Annotated in this window: 13 protein-coding genes and 3 pseudogenes; 7 read left to right on the top strand and 9 right to left on the bottom strand. The window is 64.1% G+C overall.

Features of this window, described 5'->3' with window-relative positions; translation table 11 throughout:
• The first annotated feature begins 202 nt into the window (after positions 1 to 202).
• Entirely contained in the window at positions 203 to 1,465 is a 1,263-nt protein-coding gene (locus I2456_RS17115; RefSeq protein WP_068029651.1) for a deoxyguanosinetriphosphate triphosphohydrolase, read from the top strand.
• Positions 1,466 to 1,702: 237 nt separating this feature from the next.
• Complete coding sequence (locus I2456_RS29170; protein ID WP_371869959.1) at positions 1,703 to 2,005, top strand: superoxide dismutase family protein; 303 nt, start codon at positions 1,703 to 1,705, stop codon at positions 2,003 to 2,005.
• Here the strand turns inward: I2456_RS29170 and I2456_RS17105 are convergent.
• The 4 genes and pseudogenes from I2456_RS17105 to I2456_RS17090 all read right to left on the bottom strand — a co-directional run.
• A pseudogene (locus I2456_RS17105) lies at positions 1,994 to 2,212 on the bottom strand (transposase); the annotation flags it as partial. The gene I2456_RS29170 and the pseudogene I2456_RS17105 overlap by 12 nt on opposite strands.
• Positions 2,213 to 2,258: 46 nt before the next feature.
• Entirely contained in the window at positions 2,259 to 4,202 is a 1,944-nt protein-coding gene (locus I2456_RS17100) for a tyrosine-type recombinase/integrase (RefSeq protein ID WP_007172497.1), read from the bottom strand.
• Positions 4,199 to 5,248, bottom strand: a complete 1,050-nt coding sequence (locus I2456_RS17095) for a tyrosine-type recombinase/integrase (RefSeq protein ID WP_007172498.1) — start codon at positions 5,246 to 5,248, stop codon at positions 4,199 to 4,201. The genes I2456_RS17100 and I2456_RS17095 overlap by 4 nt, the downstream gene beginning before the upstream one ends.
• 116 nt (positions 5,249 to 5,364) lie before the next feature.
• A pseudogene (locus tag I2456_RS17090) lies at positions 5,365 to 6,378 on the bottom strand (IS256 family transposase); the annotation flags it as partial.
• Positions 6,379 to 7,024: 646 nt separating this feature from the next.
• Between I2456_RS17090 and I2456_RS17085 the strand changes: the two are divergent.
• Genes I2456_RS17085 through I2456_RS17070 form a run of 4 tightly spaced genes read left to right on the top strand, consistent with a single transcriptional unit; the run spans position 7,025 to position 10,102 of the window.
• A complete protein-coding gene (locus I2456_RS17085) occupies positions 7,025 to 8,491 on the top strand; it encodes a hypothetical protein (protein ID WP_139823150.1) in 1,467 nt (488 codons plus the stop codon).
• 17 nt (positions 8,492 to 8,508) lie between these two features.
• Positions 8,509 to 9,042 carry a hypothetical protein gene (locus I2456_RS17080; protein ID WP_139823151.1) on the top strand — a complete coding sequence of 178 codons (534 nt, stop codon included), beginning with the start codon at positions 8,509 to 8,511 and terminating at the stop codon, positions 9,040 to 9,042.
• A 12-nt stretch (positions 9,043 to 9,054) separates the two neighbouring features.
• Complete coding sequence (locus tag I2456_RS17075) at positions 9,055 to 9,453, top strand: hypothetical protein (RefSeq protein ID WP_139823152.1); 399 nt, start codon at positions 9,055 to 9,057, stop codon at positions 9,451 to 9,453.
• 37 nt (positions 9,454 to 9,490) lie between these two features.
• Positions 9,491 to 10,102, top strand: coding sequence for a hypothetical protein (locus tag I2456_RS17070; RefSeq protein ID WP_085074120.1), 612 nt, complete (start codon positions 9,491 to 9,493; stop codon positions 10,100 to 10,102).
• Positions 10,103 to 10,121: 19 nt separating this feature from the next.
• Here the strand turns inward: I2456_RS17070 and I2456_RS17065 are convergent, their stop codons facing one another.
• The 5 genes from I2456_RS17065 to I2456_RS17045 all read right to left on the bottom strand — a co-directional run bounded on the left by I2456_RS17065 (position 10,122) and on the right by I2456_RS17045 (position 14,173).
• Complete coding sequence (locus tag I2456_RS17065; protein ID WP_085074121.1) at positions 10,122 to 10,808, bottom strand: transposase; 687 nt, start codon at positions 10,806 to 10,808, stop codon at positions 10,122 to 10,124.
• 51 nt (positions 10,809 to 10,859) lie between these two features.
• On the bottom strand, positions 10,860 to 11,480 hold the full coding sequence (locus I2456_RS17060; RefSeq protein WP_163703924.1) for an IS3 family transposase: 621 nt from the start codon (positions 11,478 to 11,480) through the stop codon (positions 10,860 to 10,862).
• Entirely contained in the window at positions 11,438 to 12,886 is a 1,449-nt protein-coding gene (gene ltrA / locus I2456_RS17055) for a group II intron reverse transcriptase/maturase (RefSeq protein ID WP_007168383.1), read from the bottom strand. The genes I2456_RS17060 and ltrA overlap by 43 nt, the downstream gene beginning before the upstream one ends.
• A gap of 529 nt (positions 12,887 to 13,415) precedes the next feature.
• Positions 13,416 to 13,817, bottom strand: a complete 402-nt coding sequence (locus tag I2456_RS17050; RefSeq protein ID WP_186246559.1) for an IS3 family transposase — start codon at positions 13,815 to 13,817, stop codon at positions 13,416 to 13,418.
• Positions 13,818 to 13,885: 68 nt separating this feature from the next.
• A complete protein-coding gene (locus I2456_RS17045) occupies positions 13,886 to 14,173 on the bottom strand; it encodes a transposase (protein ID WP_163703934.1) in 288 nt (95 codons plus the stop codon).
• Between the two features lie 227 nt (positions 14,174 to 14,400).
• Here I2456_RS17045 and I2456_RS17040 point away from each other — a divergent pair.
• A pseudogene (locus I2456_RS17040) lies at positions 14,401 to 14,574 on the top strand (superoxide dismutase[Cu-Zn]); the annotation flags it as partial.
• Positions 14,575 to 14,617 lie beyond the last annotated feature (43 nt).

Genomic DNA, 14,617 nt, shown 5'->3' with positions numbered 1-14,617 from the left:
TCAGACTTCGCCGAGGCTCTTCGCCGCTATTGGTCGAACCAAGAGTGCTGTCCATCCGTCTTGCACATTGTTTGCCACCCTGGATCCGACCCAGTGATCCTCTTGGTACCCGTCACGGAACGGTCTCAACCAATCTCGCGAGCCCGATGGGCAGGCCTGCCTGCAGGCGATTTTCGGCACCGCCCTGGCAGACTGTGGGTCGGTGATCACGAATCAGCGAGACCCGTACGACGACTTCGATCGTCAACGGCGGGTGCCCGAAGCGCCGAAGACCGCAGGTCTTCCAGGTACCGAAGGGCAGCACCGGACCGACTTCGCCCGCGACCGGGCGCGGGTCCTGCATAGCGCGGCGCTGCGCCGGTTGGCCGACAAGACACAGGTCGTCGGTCCTCGAGAAGGTGACACGCCCCGCACCCGGCTCACCCACTCGCTCGAAGTCGCCCAGATCGGACGTGGCATGGCGATGGGGCTGGGCTGCGACCTCGATTTGGTCGAGTTGGCCGGCCTGGCGCACGACATCGGCCACCCACCGTACGGGCACAACGGTGAGCGGGCGCTTGACGAGGTCGCCGCCGCTTACGGTGGCTTTGAGGGCAATGCGCAGAATTTCCGGATACTCACCAGCCTTGAGCCCAAAGTGCTTGACCCGCAGGGAAATAGCGCCGGCCTGAATCTGACCCGGGCAGCCTTGGATGCGGTGACGAAGTATCCCTGGACGCGTGCCGAGGGGCACCGCAAGTTCGGCTTCTACGACGAAGATCGCGACGCGGCGGACTGGGCCAGACAGGGGGCGCCGCTGCACCGAACGTGCTTGGAAGCCCAAGTCATGGACTGGGCGGATGACGTCGCGTATTCGGTGCACGACGTCGAGGACGGTGTCGTCTCCGAACGCATCGACCTGCGCGTGCTCGCAGACGAGGAGGACGCGGCCGCACTGGCCAAGCTAGGGGAGCGCGAATTCCCCCGGGTCAGTGCCGACGACCTGATGGTGGCCGCCCGCCGGTTGTCGGGTCTGCCGGTGGTAGCCGCGGTCGGCAAGTACGACGCCACGTTGGCCGCGTCGGTGGCCCTGAAACGGTTGACCAGTGAACTGGTCGGCCGGTTCGCGACGGCCGCGATAGCCACCACCCGCGCCGCGGCCGGCCCCGGGCCGTTGGTGCGCTACCAAGCTGACCTGCACGTGCCCGATCTGGTTCGTGCCGAGGTTGCCGTGCTGAAAATCCTGGCGCTGCAGTTCATCATGTCCGATCCGCGGCACTTGCAACGACAGGCCAGGCAGCGCGAACGCATTCACCGGGTGGCGCAGTGGCTTTATGCCGGAGCGCCGCGGACGTTGGATCCGGCTTTCGCCGCGGCATTCATCAACGCCGCCGACGATGCCGTCCGCTGGCGTGCCGTCGTCGACCAGATCGCCTCCTACACCGAAAGCCGGCTGGAGCGAATCGACGACGGCCAAGCGCACTGAACCTGGTGCCACTGGCTTATCAGCCACGCCGTTAGGCTGCCGCGCATGGTCAACCGCACCGCCTTTGCCGCTATCTCGTTGGCGATCACCGCCGTGGCTGGAAGTGCCTGCAGCCCCGGCCAGAATCCCAGCAGTCAGCCTCCGGTCCAGAGCGGTCCTTCGTCAGCGGCGAGCGTCAGCCCACCGTCGGCTGGCTATTCGCTTGTCGCGCAACTGAAGACACCGGACGGACGCCCAGTGGCCACGGCGACATTCGACTTCACCAACGGCTACGTCACGGTGACGGTCAAGACGGATGTGACGGGAATCCTGGCGCCCGGCTTGCACGACATGCACATCCACCAGATCGGCAAATGCGAGCCGAATTCGGTCGCCCCTACCGGCGGACCACCCGGAAACTTCCTCTCCGCCGGAGATCACTACCAGGCACCCGGACACACCGGGAAGCCGGCCAGCGGAGACCTCACCATGCGGTCAAGTCCAGAGATGTGGTGTACGACGTCGTCGTGTGATTCTTCGTTGTCGTGGTTAGGCGGTTAGTGCCGCGGGGGTGTCCTCCTGTTCTGTGGGGGTGTCGGTTGAGAGGCGGGATTTGCTGAGGACGTCGAGGCCGCTGTAGCGGCGCGATTCGGCCCATTCGTCGTGTTGTTCGGCCAGGACAGCGCCGACCAGGCGAATCAGGGCGTCGCGGTTGGGGAAGATGCCGACGACGTCGGTGCGACGGCGGATCTCTTTATTAAGGCGCTCTTTTATCCGGCCCTCGGGGGCGGGTCAACCCGTCGGGGTGGGATGTTCATCGATCGAGGCGCTGGAGGTGGTCGGTAAGGGCGTGGGCGACGCGGTCGTGGCGGGCGGCTTCGTCGGTCCAGCCGCGGCACTCGGCGTCGGTTCTGAGGGCCTGGACGTCGGCGAGTTGGTCGGTGAGCGTGTCGCGGAATTCGGGGGCGGTGACGTAGTTGTCGCAGGTTTCGCAGATGTTGGCATAAGGGCACGCGCCCGCGGATTCGTGGCGAGCGCAGTATCCGTGTGCAACGCGGGTTTTCAGCATTTCACTGTGCAGCCAGCCGACCTTGTCGGGCAGGATCGGTTTGCCGACCGGGGTGAGGGTGAACTGGCGGCGCATCTTGCCCATCGCTTCGTCGTAGGCCGCGCGCAGGGTGGGCGAGGCCAGGGTGGCGTAGCGGATCGTCATTTGTGGAGTGACGTGCCCGAGTAAGGACATCAAGGCCTGCAGACTCATCCCGGCGTTGGCGAGTTCGGTGGCCCAGGTGTGGCGCAACTGATGTGGAGTGACCATCAGGACGCCGCCGTCGGGACGGTGCAACCCGGCGGATTCAGCGGCGGTGAGCAGCCCGTTGCGCAGCCGGGTGTAGCCCAGGCGGCGTCCGTGCCGGGTGAACAGAAAGTCGGTGAGCACGCCGGTGCGTGGGTGCGGCAGCGGCCGGTGCGTGCCGCGGAGGGCGACCCACTCGTCGAGCGCGGCGAGGGTCGCGGCGGAGAGCGGGACCATGCGTTCGGTGGCGAGCTTGCCCAGTGGCACCTTCAGCCAGGTTCCGGCCGGTCCGTAGTCGATGATGCTGCCCAGTTCGAGGTCGAGCAGTTCCCCCGCCCGCAGGCCGGCACCACGCAGCACGGTCAGGCCGATGCGGGCGAACGGATCCTGCAGGTGGGCAACGGCGTTCATCACTGCCGCGTCCACATCGGGTGCTAGCGCGCGTGGCAACGGCTGGTCGAGTTTGGGGACGTCGGCGGCGAATACCAACCGCCGTGGTGGGGCCTGCGCCCAGCCCCAGGCGGTGATGTCGTCGAGCAGGTTGCGCAGACTGAGCACTGCCGACTGGGCCACCGCGGCCGAGACGGTGCGCCCGGCGCCCGCGGCGGCGCGCTGACCACGCCAGCCCCGGGTGCGATTCCATTTCAGGTAGCCCTCGATGCAGCTCCGGTCGAGTTCACGCAGGCTGATGACGTCGGGATGGTGAGCGGTGAGGTATTCGGCGAAGGGCAGCAGGTCGTTGATCAGCGACTCGACCGATTTGGGCCGCAGCACCGCCGCGCGCACGCCGATGTAGCGCAGCAACGTCTGACGGATCGGGTCGGGCATCTCCACCTCGGTGAAGCGCTGCTCGAGGCTACGGGCCCACCGCCGGCGTTTCGGCGCGGTGTCGATGACCGCGGTCTCGAACAACAGCTGCCGCAGGCTGGCCAGCCGCCCCCTGTATGCCCGCCGCGACGATGGCGGCACCACGGTACGTGACAGCGCGGCGTCGAAGTCGTCGAGCGCGTCGCCGGTCAGGTCGGCGACCATTCCGCCGTGGTGTGCCAGCACTACCGCCAGACATTCGCCGAGGACCGTCTCGACCCAGGAACTCCTCCAGCCCAACCGAATTCCCGCATTCCGCAACGCGGCGAATCCGCTCGGATCCCGGTCCTCCACTGCGCGGCCCAGCCCGGTCAACTGTTTGACCGCGGCCAGCTCGACGTCCAGCCGTAACCGGCCGGTGCCGATCGTGTGACAGATCAGCGGCCACGCCCCGGTGTCCCGTATCTCGGCGATCCGCTCGGCTGCCGGCAGCGTCATCCAGGCGTGCAGGTCGCGGTGGCGTGCGGTGAAGTCGCGAGCGATCCGAATCCGGTCGCGTACCGCCCGCCCGCTCAAACCCAGGGTGGCGACGTGGTCGAGATAATCCGCCACCACCTCGTCGGCGCCTACGGGTTGGCCGACCAACACCGTGGTCACTGCCGGGCTCCGGCCAACGTCGCACGAGCAGCACCGTATTCGGCGGCGAGCTGCTCGATCGACAAATGCACGTAGCGGGCCGTGGTCTCCGGCGAGACATGCCCCATCAACGCCCGCAACGCCAGCAGATCGATTCCGGCCGCCGACAATTCGGTGCCGTAGGTATGCCGTAAACGGTGCGGGCGGACTCTTGTGGCGCCAGAGGTCTCCCGGTGCCGACGGAACAGGCTGCGCAGCCCGGCCTCGCTGACCGGTGCACCGGTCGTCGGGCCGCGCAGCACTACGAAGCACTGCGGCGTCGCCAACCCCGGCGGCCGCTCCCATCGCAGGTAGGCGGCGAGCTCGGTGAAGAACGCCGCATCGACCGGGACATGACGTTCCTTGCCGCCCTTGCCGATCACCCGAAGCCGGCGCCGGCCCATATCGACGTCGGCGAGCAGCAGGCCACGCGCCTCGGCCGAACGCAGCCCTCCGAGTAGCATCACCAGCACCATCGCCCGGTCCCGGTGCGTTGCCAGTGTCGCCAGGAACGCGTCGACATCGTTGGTGGACAACGATTCCGGAAGACGCTGCGGCTGACGCACCAACCTACCGCCACTGCGTGCACGCCCGGGACCCAGATGACCGAGCAACCCCCGCTGCGACTGGCGCAGCCCCTGTCCCCGCCGCGGCGACGGCACCGGATTGTCGGTGCAGACACCGGTCATCACCAGATACTCGAATAACGCGCGCACTGCCGCGACCCGGCGGTTCACCGTCGAAGCTGCCGGCGGGGTCGACGAGCGGTGACCGCCGGTGGGCTGGTCCGTTCGGCGGACGCCTTGCCAGTCGATCCAGTCGAACACCAACGGCGCATCGACCGCGGCGAGCCCGACCGCTTGCTGGACGAGGAACCGGCTCAAATTGGCGACGTCGAATGCGTAGGCCCGCACCGTGGCCGCGCTGAACCCCCGTCCCGCCAAATGGTTGAGAAACGCGTTCACCGCGTCCTGCCCGTCCCAGTCGCCCTCCAGGACATATCCGCTGTCGCTCTTGAGTACCCGCATCGCCGCTCCGCCTTCCCCCACCGAGATGCAGACAGCATCCATCCGTGCTCAGCGCTTGTGCGTGAACCTCACGCTGCAGCCCGAACCGTGTCCCCGGAGAGCCGGTTAACGGATAGAGGGTTGTTGGACCAGATTTGGCGCCAGATCTGCTTGGGAAATGCGGTGAACGCCAGCAGATCGGACCGGGCGGCTTCGAGGTGATCGGCGACCTTGGGCAGCTTGTCGGACAGGGCGTCGATGATCCGGTCATATTGCGCGGCAACGGAATCAGCGTCAGGTTGGTCGAACACCGAGTGCACCAGGGTGCGCACCCACGGCCAGGAGCTCTTCGGGGTGACGGCCATCAGATTGGTCGTGTAATGGGTGCGACAGCGCTGCCAGGACGCGCCGGGCAAGGTAGCCCCGACAGCCGAGAGCAGGCCAGCATGAGCGTCGCTGGTGACCAGTGCCACCCCGGACAGGCCGCGGGCGGTCAACGACCGCAGAAACGTCAACCAGCCCGCTCCATCCTCGGCGGTGGTGACGTCGACGCCCAGGATCTCGCGGTAGCCCTCGGCGTTGACGCCCACCGCGATCAGCGCGTGCACGTTGACCACGCGGCCGGCCTCGCGCACTTTAAGGACCAGGGCATCGGCGGCCATGAACGTGTACGGGCCGGCATCGAGGGGCCGGGTGCGGAAGGCTTCCACGGCGGTGTCGAGTTCTTTGGCCATCACCGACACCTGAGACTTCGACAGCGACGTAATCCCGAGGGTCTCGACGAGTTTGTCCATCCGTCGCGTCGACACGCCCAATAGATAGCAAGTGGCCACCACCGTGGTCAGTGCCCTCTCGGCGCGTTTGCGGCGTTCCAGCAGCCAGTCCGGGAAGTACGAGCCCTGACGCAGCTTGGGGATCGCCAGATCCAATGTGCCTGCCCGGGTGTCGAACTGGCGCTGCCGATAGCCGTTTCGCTGATTGGACCGCTCGGCGCTGCGCTCCCGGTATCCGGCACCGCACAGAGCATCGGCTTCAGCACCCATCAGGGTATGGATGAACGTGGCCACTAGCTCGCGCAACACATCAGGGTGGGTGGTAGTGAGTCGCTCAGCCAGCAGCGCCGGCAAGTCGATATCGTGGGCAGCGGTCATCGCGTCGATTCCTTTGCTCGAGTGACTTTGGACGGTCTCTCGAAGAATCACGCGATGACCCTCATCTATCCGGCTACGACACGCCGGTACTCAACTCACGGCCCGACTCGTACACCACCTTGGTGGACGCAACCCCGCGCTACCGCAGACCGAAGGGCAAGCAACTCCCGTATTGAACGCGGAAGCAAAGGCTTAAAATCTGAAGTAGTCGTAGGTAAGCGGTTCGGCTTACTGTGACGGAAAAGAGGTGACACCGGTGGGTGGTTTGCAGATTACCCCGCAGAATGTGCGTGCTGGTGCAGATCGAATCGGTGCGGAGAAGGCGACAGTGACAGGGATCGCGATACCAGATGGTACCGCCGCGATGTCGGGGCTACCCGGATTCGCCACCGCCGCGGCCCTAGCAGACGCCCATGACCGCGTGGTCGCGTCATTAATGGTTGTCGGCGGCAGATATGAGCGAATGGCGCAGCTGTGCCGAAATTGCGCCAAACAGTTCGAACTGGCGGATCTAGTGCGACCCGGGGTGATGTCATTGCCCAAGATGCTTGGTGACGGGTTAGGCGGCCTCGGCGATCTCAACCGGGCGGTACCAGGCAGGTGAGTTTCAGATGACGGCGAACCAGCCCGAACCTTAAGGGATGTCGTGGGACGTCCACAAAAGAGCAATGTTCTGAGAGCTAATGCGACGGCCCTCGGTGACTTAGCCAAGCCCTTACGCGATGCTGCGACCAGCCTGCTGCAGTCCGCGTGGCGCGTTCACCAGAACGTGCACGACTTCAAATGGGAAGGCCAAGCCAAGAACGCCGCTGAAGGGCGCGCGGATCGTGAGTACTTCCAGGACCGCGCCGTCGCCGCCGGCTACGAGGACCTGGCCGATGCCTATGAGGACGGCAAGTCGGCGATGCAACCCATGATCGAGCACCTCAAGTCCAAGGTGCAAGGCCTCGAAGCTGATGATTTCGCGGTGTCAGAGGATTGGGTGGTCACCGACACCTACGACTATGCGGCGGCCAGGAAGCTGGCAAAATTGATGGGATTGGATGACTCCGACATCAACACCTTCCAGGCCCAGCGGGCCAAGAGGGCGGCTGACGAGACCGCGAACTTGCAGCAGCTGGCCGACGATTTGGGCACCGCCGACGCCAGCACAGCTAACGCGATAAACGAGGCTAAAGCCGCACTGGGTGCCACCACCGACCCCAACGGACCCCAAATCGTGCTGGTGGACAACGACACGCAACTTGCTCCGACCATTAACGCTGACGCGACACCCCCCGTGTTCGAATCGAGTGGTGACGACTTGGATGCGACAATCCCCAACACTGGTATCAACATCGGCGGTGACGGGGCGCACCACCATCCATATCTAAACGGTGGACCCAATCCCCTGGAATCAAACGTGGGCCCAGATGCTCGCCCAATACCCACGGGTACAGCCGCCGGACCGAACGGGCAGCAGCTTGCGTTTTACAGCACACCGCCGTACCACCTCCCGCCCGGCTCGAATACCCCCAACAACGGGTATGTCACGCCCAACAGTGTCATCGTGGACCTACAAAATCCGTCGACGGTCATCGGACGCGCACCTGTAGCCCAAGCCAGCGGAGCCTACGACAGAAGGTCGAACACCATATTCGTCGTCGGGAACCCGGGAGATGGGCACGGCATAGGCAGGGAGCTGTGGCAGTCCGATCCCATTGACCCCCACAATCCGAACGCCTGGGCAAATAATTGGCACAAAGTCGGCGAAGTTCTGCCGGGCAACCGAGAGAACCAAATCACCGCTCTTCAGGGCGGCGGCTTCATGCTCACTGGCTCGACGGATGATGGTCCAATTTCGGCAGTCGCTGCTGCAACACCAGAAGGGCTCGTTGGGCAAACGCGTGGTATCCCCGTTGTGACTAACCTGCCCGATGGGGGTGTCCCGGGAGTTTACGGACCAACGGTTGTCAGCGATCATTTCGATCCCGCGACGGGCAGAGACACGATCCAATTACGGGTCAGCCAGTACGCGCCGCCGGGCTCGCCTCCGGATGTCTACGACCCTCAGACATTCACCTCGACCTTCACAGTTTCGCAGCCGCCCCCTGTAACGCCCCCACAGCAATAATGCGATAGGAGAGCATGATGTACGTCATGAGGTCGATGCGTGGTCTTGCCAGCGCCGCTCTTCTATTCTCGGCCACCATCGCTCCAGTCGCTGCCGCGCAACCGCCCGGTTTCCCGGACCTCAGCGGCTTCTCAGATGTGACCAGTAGCTTTACGACCCCGGGCGGACATGGAAATCCCGGCGTGAACTTCTCTACTGCAGATGGTGTCAACTGCGGATTCGGCAAGCCTCCACAAGTGACGCCAGACAGTCAGCTCGTCCAGTGCTTCGGTACCTTGCCAGGAGTGCAGAATCTCCCCATTACTAATGGCAACACCCAAGGAGCCTGCGACCTGGGCGGTGCTCAAGTCGCAGGCGGACCAGGAGATGTCTGGCACTACAAGGGAAATTGCCCCGCCCCCAGCGGCAACAAAATTCTCAATCCCGGCCAGAAGGTCTACTACGGCAACATCACCTGCGGCGTGGCACCGGGCGGCGTTACCGCGTGCCAGAGCACTGCTAACGGCGAGCACGGCTTCGTCCTGCAACCGTCTGGCTCGTCGGCGTTCTGACGGGCCGGAACCATGGTTGATCTCTCTGACTTCCACCCATTAATGCAGGAAGCACTGCGGACAGGCAAAATCCCCGACAATGACGAGTTAGCTCGCGCCCTTGGCGATGGACCCGGGAGGGTGACCCGATTTCGTAACCAGCGGGAGAGTGAGTCGCCGGACCCACATGTTAATGCCGAGCCCGATCTGCACGAGCCTAATGAGAAGCGGTTCCGCGAAAAGTATCGCGATATGGTCGCGACTATCATTGCCGACTGGCACGAGGACAACCCCAGCGCTGGCAACAGTCTTCCTGACGATGAGCGTGAACGGATCGAAGATTACTGTCACCGCCAGATTCAGCAAGAATGGCGAATGCACCGGAAGCGGTTAAAAGACGAGCAGGAAAGCTGCGAAGGGTCTGAAATCTGATGACATCGTTTTTGATCAGCCTGGAGCGCCCAGGGACATGCCGTTCCTCAACTTGACCGCGATCTTCGGCCGCGAGACGGCGCGGCAGCGCTTACGCCAAGCGACCCAAGAATCGTTCACGGTTCCTACGTTCAGCGCCCCATTAGATTGCACACCTTGGATTATCGGCGGTCTGTGGCCCGACGAATTGTCACGCCGCAATGCCGAAACCGAGACGCTCGCAAACAGTCTTCGGGAAGACCTGCAACGGATAGCCGCGTCAGCGAACGCTGGCCTGCAGGCCATCGGCCGCACCGGAATGGTCTATTCGGCGCGTCGGAGGGCCGAAGCCAAGGTCATTGACGAAGCCCGCGCGCTGGCGGTGCGCCGCGTCGAATCCACGATGCGTCACTTGCATCGGATGACATACCGCACGCCGAACCACGCCCCGGGAGGTGATGCCGGTTGCCCACCTCTTCGACGCAACAGCCATCCCGATATGGACAGGACGGAAGTGCTACCGGCGGTTCGGGATCATGTTCCGCCAAGTGATATGGACGACACACAGGTCATCCCGGCCCTCAGAGACCAGACATGGCCGACGCCGGTGATCAGCGATCAGCGGGAGGAAGTGGATTACGGCAAGCACCGGTTGCTCAACGATGGCTGAATCCATGCCGTCTCTGCGGTCAGAGTGGCGGTGATCCAAGGTCTGCAAGGGCGCTGCTCCACTCCGCATTAAGCCTTTCCACCTCGGGAAAGGACCGTATCTGCGGTGGGCCAAGGGGCCGGTTGGCGTAATCACTACGAAGGCGATTGAAGACGGTCCGCACTATCCGCCGTTGCAGACGCCGCAGAGCCTCTTTCGGTGGATCATGGGAGTCGCGACGTTTCCGGTAGTACGTCTGGCCGGGACTGTTGTGTCGAATTTGAACGAGCGCGATGCGATATATGGCGGTGTGAAGTTGACGATTCCCTGACCGACTTGTCCGTAACGCCACTCGGGTGCCTCCCGATGACCGCGGGGTTGGTGCGAGCCCGGCATAGCGGGCGAATGCCGCTTCGTTGCGGAACCGGACGACACCGGCTGTCTCCCCGACAACCTTGGCCGCCGTTAATTCCTTGCAGCCGAAGATTGTCAGGAGCGATGGAGCGTTAGCTCGCACTCGTAGAGCGATGCGCCTTTCCAACGCATCTATCTGGTCGGTGAGAACGATGATGTCGGCAAGTTCGTCACGGGCGAGCTCGGCGACCAGTCCCAATTGAGTGGTAAGCCACGCGCGCAGCTCCCTGTGGGTCTTGGCCCGGCCCAACGATGCGGGTTTGGGGGCACGGGACGGATCGAGTTCGTGGATTCGCCACAACAATCGGTTCATCGTCGCCGAGCTGACCTGTTCCCGGTTCCCCGGACGGTTGGTGTTGGGTGTTCACGCGGCCGTGTTCGTGGTCGTGTGGTGTCTTTCGTAGTCGATGGGGCTGCGGTAGTCCAGGGCACTGTGGCGGCGCACCGGGTTGTAGAAGGCTTCGATGTATTCAAAGATTGCTGTGGCGAGCTCGGCGCGGGTGTTCCAGGTGCGGCGGTCGAGGAGCTCGATCTGCATAGAGCCGAAGAACGATTCGATCATCGCGTTATCGAACGCAGAAGCGACTCGCCCCATGGAGCCCAGCAGGCCGGCCTCGCGTAGCCGGTGGCCGAAAAGCCACGAGGTGTATTGAGTCCCACGGTCCGAATGGACCACTGTGCCAACGGGTTTGCGGCGTAGGCGGGCCATGTCCAGGGCGTCGGCGACCAGTTCGGTGCGGAGGTGATCTGCGATCGACCAGCCCACTACCCGGCGGGAGTACACGTCGAGCACGACCGCGGCGTATATCCAGCCTTCGCAGGTGCGGTGCTGGGTGTAGGGGTCGGACCGGGGCGCGGTGTCGGCATTTCTACCGATCCGTTTCCCCGGCCCGCCCTCCGAACCCGCCGAGCGAATTTCTCCGCAACGGGCTCTCCACGGATTCAGGCCACTGGTGCAGTGATGTCCGTCGGCCTCGCTGTCCAAGGGGTGATGATTTTCGTGCCCCGGTAGCGGTATCGGGTGACCTCTACCTTCTGCGGCCGAAACATCGCCGTCTTGCCTTCGCGGATTTGCCAATTGGGCAGGAACCGTCGATGGAAGACGCCCCACGCCAGCCCGTGGTGCCGTTTGCGCATCCAAGTCACCACCCGCCACCATGTGAAGTGGTCGAGGTAGTCGAAGGTGCGTTTGGACACCCCGTGCTGGAAGTAATTGCACCATCCCCGCAGGACGGGGTTGAGTTGGCGCAGCAGATCAGCGAGCGTTCGATGTTTGTGTCGCCGCGTCAGATTCCTGACTTTGTCGGTGATGGACATAAGTGCCTTCTTCGACGGCCAGGTGTAGACGTAGTGCTTGGTCGTGCCCCTTTTGATCTGCCGTTGGATGCGGAAGCCGAGGAACTCGAACCCCTCGTCGACGTGGCAGATCCTGCTCTTCTCGACCGACAGGCGCAGGCCCATCGGCGCGAGCACTGCTGCGATCTCGTCCCAAAGCGCTTCGGCATCAGCGCGAGTGCCGTGGACCATGACACAGAAATCGTCTGCGTAGCGGACGATTTTCATGGTCGGAACTCCGGCGCGTCGATGCTTGGCACGTGTCCATTCCGGGCCGAGCGCCTTCCACTTCGCGGCGAAGTGCTCGTCGAGAACGGACAGGGCGACATTGCTGAGCAGTGGTGAGAGGATTCCGCCTTGCGGAGTGCCGGTGATGGTGTCCCGGTAGCCGAGATCTTTCGAGAGAATCCCGGCTTTGAGGAACGACTTCACCAGGGCCAGAACGCGTTTGTCCCCGACACGTCGCCGCACCCGGCCCATAAGGGCCGAATGCGAGATTTCATCGAAGCACGCCGTGATGTCTCCCTCGAAAACCCAGTGATAGGCCCGTGAGCCGCTGGCGAGGTGATGGATCTCAGCGATGGCGTCCTGGGCTCGCCTGCCCGGCCGGAACCCATATGCGCACGGATGAAAGTCCGCCTCGAAAATGGGCTCCAGCACCAGCTTCAGCGAAGCTTGCACGACCCGGTCGGCGACGGTCGCGATACCCAGGCGGCGGAGCTTGCCGTTCGCCTTCGGGATCATCACCTCCCGCACCGGATCCGGCCGGAATATCCGCTCCTTGAGTTCCTCGCGGAGCCGCTGAAGCAGTCCGACCGCCTCTGCCGCACCGACAGACCGCGGTGCGGTCCCATCGGCACCGGCTGAGCGCGCACCCTTGTTCGTCCGCACCCGCTCCCACGCGAGGGTGAGGAATGCGGGGTCATAAACGAGGTTGTACAAATCATCGAAACAGCGGTCGCTTTCATCAACCGCCCAATGGTGCAGTTTGCGTTGCATCCTGCGTACCCGCAGCTCGGCCGTGTCCGGGTCGGGCCACAAAGCACTCGTATTCACAAGTGACCTCCACAGTCTGCGTACTCGCCGCGAACCCGCTGGAGCCCTTTGCCATGCGACCGGCTTTCCCGGCCTCGGACTACTACGGCTCCTCCGCCCCACCACACCGGCATCAGCCGACGACTGCCTACCCCTCCAGCCCGGCTGGCTGCCGGATCTGACCGGGGACCGGCGCGGTGGTTCCCGTGTTCACTGTCAACCGTTTGACGGGTGAGGTGTCCAGCTATGCCCCTGCGACCTCGTCACGGCTACGCCGCAGTCCTTCACCGTGACCTCCCGAACCGGCGACATCAACCGGCCCACGAGTTCCCCGCCCTCAGGGCGGGTGCGCGTCGCTGCCCAGCCCGCATCCGCCAGGTTGGAGCTGGTGGTCTTCTCTTAAGAGGCGTTCAGCCGCTGGTTCCTCGCGTACACCTTCCCGTCTCGCTAGCCGGACCCGACCCGTCTGGCAGTACCAGGCCGTCCCGGCGTTGTCGGGGCTGCTTCCCACCCTCACCAAAGTCTCTTTAGATCAGGCTGCCCCCAGCTTCTACCGGGCCACTGCGATGGCTCGGCGACGGTGGTCTCTCACCTCCGTTCGGTTGAACAGCGCCTCACGGCGCTCGATGTCGGTGACCCACAACCGGTCGGGACCTTCGGCGCGGAACTGCCGCTGAACCAGATCCGGCCACGATGCGGCCGCCGGCGGTTCCCGCCTCCAGCGGCGGCGATGAACGCCCTGCACGCCAACCAGTTTCATGCACCGCCACACCCGCTTATGGCTGACCTCAATCCCATGGCCGTGACGCAGCTCAGCCTGGATACGGCGCACCCCGTAGGTTTGACGCGACGCGGTGTGAATTGCGGTGATGGTGTTGGCCAGCTCGGCGTCGTGGCGGTCGCGATCGCAGGCCGGCCGAGTGCGCCATTCGTAATAGCCGGACGTCGACACCTGCAGGATCCGGCAGGTCAGCGCGACAGGGAAGCCCTGCGCAGCCAGCTCTTGGACCAGCCGGAACCCTATTTTGGGAGGATGTTGTCCCGGGCGAAGTAGGCGCTGGCCCGTTTGAGGATCTCCACTTCCATCTCCAGAACCCGCTTTTCTCGGCGCAGCCGCACCAGTTCAGCGCGCTCATCGCGGGTCAGGCCCTCTTTGTGGCCCTCCTCAACGTCGGCCAGATCCATCCATCGACGCAAACAGGACTCGCTGATCCCCAGATCTTTGGCAACCTTGGCGATCGGCTTCTCCCGCAGACGGGCCAACTCCACCGCACGACGGCGAAACTCCTCCGGATGAGCAGCAGGCATCTTCTCTCGGACTCCTTCCCTTGAGACGATCATCGCCTCAACCTCGGTGTCCGGGAAATCGGGAACAGGTCAATATCGTGGGCAGCGGTCATCGCGTCGATTCCTTTGCTCGAGTGACTTTGGACGGTCTCTCGAAGAATCACGCGATGACCCTCATCTATCCGGCTACGACACGCCGGTACTCAACTCACGGCCCGACTCGTACACCACCTTGGTGGACGCAACCCACCATGCTCGAAGTGCGCGGTGACGGTTCGGCATATCTGGTGACCACCACCGACGCATTCACCCGGGATCAGTTGCTGGCAGGTGAGAAAACCGCCGTGATGCTGCACGGCGCCGAAGGCAGCGATGACGCGATGCAGCGGGTGGCCTGCGGCGTCATCGAACCAAGGAGCTGAGCTGGTCGCCCGGACCTGCCTGCGTCGCCTGACCCGGCGCTTA

The organism is Mycobacterium kubicae (assembly GCF_015689175.1).
Classification (GTDB): Bacteria; Actinomycetota; Actinomycetes; order Mycobacteriales; family Mycobacteriaceae; genus Mycobacterium; species Mycobacterium kubicae.
The sequence above is the reverse complement of the archived record's forward strand: the minus strand, read 5'-3'. Positions and strand labels throughout refer to the sequence as shown.

Coding starts and splice junctions, on each gene's coding strand:
- I2456_RS17095 (WP_007172498.1), bottom strand. CDS start 5,248: ATGCGGGTACTCAAGAGCGACAGCGGATATGTCCTGGAGGGCGACTGG.
- I2456_RS17080 (WP_139823151.1), top strand. CDS start 8,509: ATGTACGTCATGAGGTCGATGCGTGGTCTTGCCAGCGCCGCTCTTCTA.
- I2456_RS17075 (WP_139823152.1), top strand. CDS start 9,055: ATGGTTGATCTCTCTGACTTCCACCCATTAATGCAGGAAGCACTGCGG.
- I2456_RS17070 (WP_085074120.1), top strand. CDS start 9,491: ATGCCGTTCCTCAACTTGACCGCGATCTTCGGCCGCGAGACGGCGCGG.
- I2456_RS17065 (WP_085074121.1), bottom strand. CDS start 10,808: ATGAACCGATTGTTGTGGCGAATCCACGAACTCGATCCGTCCCGTGCC.
- I2456_RS17045 (WP_163703934.1), bottom strand. CDS start 14,173: ATGCCTGCTGCTCATCCGGAGGAGTTTCGCCGTCGTGCGGTGGAGTTG.